The organism is Leptolyngbya sp. FACHB-711 (assembly GCF_014695615.1).
GTDB lineage: Bacteria > Cyanobacteriota > Cyanobacteriia > Elainellales > Elainellaceae > Leptolyngbya_A.
On record NZ_JACJOR010000212.1, the window covers coordinates 1 to 3391 of the forward strand.

At 48.9% G+C, this 3391-nt stretch carries 5 protein-coding genes; 3 read left to right on the forward strand and 2 right to left on the reverse strand.

Annotated features, from left to right (window positions below):
• The coding region (locus H6F80_RS29400; protein ID WP_206755049.1) for a hypothetical protein at nucleotides 1–213 on the forward strand (213 nt) is incomplete at its 5' end.
• 126 nt (nucleotides 214–339) lie between these two features.
• A complete protein-coding gene (locus H6F80_RS07995) occupies nucleotides 340–714 on the forward strand; it encodes a phage holin family protein (protein ID WP_190791050.1) in 375 nt (124 codons plus the stop codon).
• 98 nt (nucleotides 715–812) lie between these two features.
• On the opposite strand, the gene H6F80_RS08000 is transcribed toward H6F80_RS07995, so the two are convergent.
• Both H6F80_RS08000 and H6F80_RS08005 read right to left on the reverse strand, forming a co-directional pair.
• On the reverse strand, nucleotides 813–1793 hold the full coding sequence (locus H6F80_RS08000) for an Npun_F2552 family protein (RefSeq protein WP_190791051.1): 981 nt from the start codon (nucleotides 1791–1793) through the stop codon (nucleotides 813–815).
• A 35-nt stretch (nucleotides 1794–1828) separates the two neighbouring features.
• Entirely contained in the window at nucleotides 1829–2122 is a 294-nt protein-coding gene (locus H6F80_RS08005; protein WP_190791052.1) for a hypothetical protein, read from the reverse strand.
• A 649-nt stretch (nucleotides 2123–2771) separates the two neighbouring features.
• Between H6F80_RS08005 and H6F80_RS08010 the strand changes: the two genes are divergently transcribed.
• Nucleotides 2772–3391: sigma-70 family RNA polymerase sigma factor (locus tag H6F80_RS08010; RefSeq protein WP_190791053.1), on the forward strand; the 620-nt coding region annotated here is incomplete at its 3' end.

Sequence of the window (3391 nt, forward strand, 5' to 3'; positions counted from 1 at the left end):
GGGGCAGAGTATCGAGAGGAAATTAGTTGTAACAAGGAGTTTGTATCCGATCGCTTGACAGCTTTTAATGTCTATTCTTTACTTAACTTGAAACTTTTTTCCTTTCATAAAGGCATGACAATCCGTTGGGTTGCTGTCATTGATTGCTTCACAAGCTTCGGAGGAGCCGTCGCGCTGAAGGGTTTTTTCGTTCAGCCCCTGCCCAAAGTTTGAGCAAAATCTGAAGTTTGAGTAAAATCTGAAGTTTGAGCAAAATCTGTATCAGTTCGGGTTTTTCTTTATCGATTCCGCTTGATTAACAATCAACAAAACATCAACAAAATAGGAGATAAGAACTCGATGAATTTCCTCATTCCCTTTCTGATTGGCGTTGCCGTCACCGCCATTAGCTTGCTGATTATTTCAAAGATTCCCTTTATCGGGGTCGAGGTCGATAATGTGGGCAAGGCTCTGACTGCGGGTGTCGTGTTTGGCGTGCTGAACTGGCTGCTGGGTTGGATTGCAGGTTCCACAATTCTAAATGTTTTGACGCTGGGCATTCTCTGGCTAGTTGTCAACACAATTGTTTTTGGTTTATCTGCAAAGCTCGTTGAAGGCTTCCGTTTGCGTTTGGGAATTTGGAGTGCAATTCTGGGAGCGATCGCCCTCACCATTGTCAATTCCATTTTGTTTAATATTCTGAGCAGCATTTTCCGGCTTGCCGTTCGCGCCTAGCGATCGTTACTCTTAGAGCTGAATTGACTGCAAGGCTAGCCTCGCTCACTTTCACACCGAAGGTAAGCGGGGCTTATTTAATCCATTTTTTTACAGTTCTAGCGTCCACCGTAAGCGGCGATCGGCTCCTTAATAAACCGAATATAGAAATGGCGAAACGTAGACTTCAGTACACGCGGCAGTCCGAAGTCGATCGGCATCAGTTTTTCGGGCAGCTTCCAGTCTGTGACGCGCAGTTCCGCAGGGGTGAGCGCAGGAAACTCAATTTGGTCTAAATCTGGACAAAAGCCCAGCCGTATCGAAGCTGCCACCGTTGGAATCATGGCGGGATCAGCACTCAGCACTTCCACTAACGCCCGATCGACTGCAAACACATTCGCCGATGCCGCTAAAACTCCAAGCGGTCGAGGTTCGCCACCGCTGGGTCCGTTGCCTTCGTGCCCAATAATGCCGTCCACGATCGTCAAATCAGGAGCAATTGCCCTTGCCGTTTCTGCCAGCATATTGCTAAACCGCACCCTGTCTTTTCCGGCTTCCATATGCCACCAAGCTTTCATCTTGCCAGGAACGCAGCCAAACAGATTTTTTACGCCCATGGTCAGGGTGAGCTGAACATGAGATTTAATTTTTGGCAGATTGATGACGACATCTGCCTCGATCGCCTCTTTGCTCAACAACAGGTGATTAAACTCCTTGCTCACCGTTTCGTAGCGTTGACCCTGAAAGTCGATAATCGATAGATTTAGCTCCTCCAAAATTGGTGCATAACCATTTGCCACAGCAACTCCCTTCGCGCTGCCAAATGCCGGACTGTCCCCTAAAAAAGGCTCACCCCCCGCTTCCTGCACCAGTTTTGCCACCCAGTAAACCACTTCTGGTCGAGTCGTACATTCCTTGCCCGGACGTGCCCCGGTCAGCAAGTTGGGCTTAAGCAGCACTCGATCGCCGGGTTTCACGAATGCACTCATTCCTCCTAATGGCTCTAGCAGGGCACGCAGAGCCGCTTCTAATGGCGATCGATCGTAGGACGCTGCCCGAACCAGACTAACGGTTGCTTTGTGAGGCTGCTGATTAGACATCGTATTGCTCCTAAGGGTGGGTTGTAGAAGACCTGCTAGCGCGATCGATTTAAAGCCGTCACTCGCTCCACGTCTGAGAAAATACCTTCTCCCTGAAGCTGAGCAAGGGTGGGCTTCACTTCAACTTTGGTCACGTTTGCAATATTGATCATGACCGTTTGCTCTGGCAAGTTCAAAATCCACCAATCGCGCTGGAGCAAGTGCCGCACTTCGAGCTGTAGCCCCTGCGGAGTCGTATTGTCGATCGACTCGAACAAGTTAAACGACTCGGTGTGACCGTTGAGGTAGTGGAAGGTGATTTGAGTTGTCGTGGTGTTTTGGCTGTGCATAGAGAGGGGTGAGTTGGGGATGAGGGATCAGGGGAGGGAAGGGGGAAACTTAATCTTTGTGAGACAGTTTTCTTTGTGAGACAGTTTTTTGATTGGCACTCTCGCTATGCTGAGGCGATCGATTGAGGAATCGTTGGGATCAAGGGATTTCTTAGGGTTTGGTGCATTCCGCCCAAAGGTATCTGTTTCGGGAACTTGGTACGGGGGAAAAATCGTCCTTTCTCTTCAAGTTAATTCTTTCGCTTCAATTACAAATTTCTATAGAGAGACCTTGTTCCCGCACTGAGTTTTCCATATAATGAATGTTCAGAAACTTCTGAAACTTCAGAAGGTTAGATAAGAAGTATTCAAGAATTCTTCAGGGTCAACCCCTCAAGGCGGCATCCTAACAGGGCAGCATACTGCTAGCAACGTTCAAGCCCTTCTAAATCTTTAGAATTAGTTGGCTTTCAACGTTCAAAGTTTTCTAAAACTTCCGAATAAGCGGATCTCAGTAATCGTGCCAACCAAGGCTCAGACAGTTTAAGAACCTAAGAACCTCCAGCCCAGAGCGAACGCATTGCTTATTCACCTTCAATTAACATTGGGGAACATCTCACAAATGACAGCGTCACATCATACTGGAATCCCACAGAGCCGAGTTCTGTCCATGAGTAGCGAATCTCTTCCTGTGTCCTGGTCAGCGGTTGAGGCAATTGCCCCCCAGGCTGCTATGCCAGTTGAAAAACTGTCTAACTTCGACCTAATTTTGCAATGCCAGGAAGGTCTACGTCCTGGAAAAGCTGTCTTCGCTGAACTGATTCGTCGCTATCACTCCCATGTCGAAAAGGTGCTTTATCACCTTGCCCCTGACTGGACTGATCGGGCAGACTTGTCTCAGGAAGTGTGGATTCGGGTCTACCGGAATATTAAGCGGCTTCAGGAACCCGGAAAGTTTCGGGGCTGGCTGAGCCGGATCGCGACCAATCTATTTTACGACGAGCTGCGAAAGCGGAAGCGGGTTAATGCGCCTTTGTCATTAGATGCACCGCTTAGCGTAGAAGACGGAGAAATGGATTGGGAGATTGCCTCAGACGATCCGGGCCCGGCAGAGCAACTGGCAACGCAGGAATTTTACGATCAGCTCCGGTCAGCAATTGCTGACCTACCGGAAGTCTTTCGGACTACGATCGTCCTGCGTGAGATTGAAGGCATGGCATATGAGGAAATCGCCGAAATCACAGGCGTTACCCTCGGAACCGTCAAATCTCGCATTGCCAGAGCGCGACA